This window comes from Bradyrhizobium sp. Ken01, assembly GCF_055807355.1.
In genome coordinates, this window is sequence record NZ_JBVVPC010000221.1 from 1 (window position 1) to 265 (window position 265).

Annotated in this window: 1 protein-coding gene; it reads right to left on the minus strand. The window is 67.2% G+C overall.

What is annotated here, in order from left to right; translation table 11 throughout:
- Positions 1 to 265: DNA polymerase thumb domain-containing protein (locus AC0L3S_RS39415; RefSeq protein ID WP_473285358.1), on the minus strand; the 265-nt coding region annotated here is incomplete at both ends.

A 265-nucleotide genomic window follows, 5' to 3' on the forward strand; every position in this document is an offset into this window, starting at 1 on the left:
GACGCGATGTCGGTGTCGAAGGTGGTTTCGGCCGATACGCTCTTGGCGTCCTGATCGGGATCGACGCGGCGGACATCCTCGCCGCGCGAAAGGTGGTAGAGCCGGTCGCCCATCGTGCCATAGCGGCGCATGAGGTCGCCGCGATCCATCTGCTGCAGCTGGCCGATGGTGCGGATGCCGTCACGCTCCAGCGTTGCGTTGAACGCCTTGCCGACACCCCAGATCATGGTCACCGGCTGCGCCGCCAGGAAGCCGACCGCCTCGG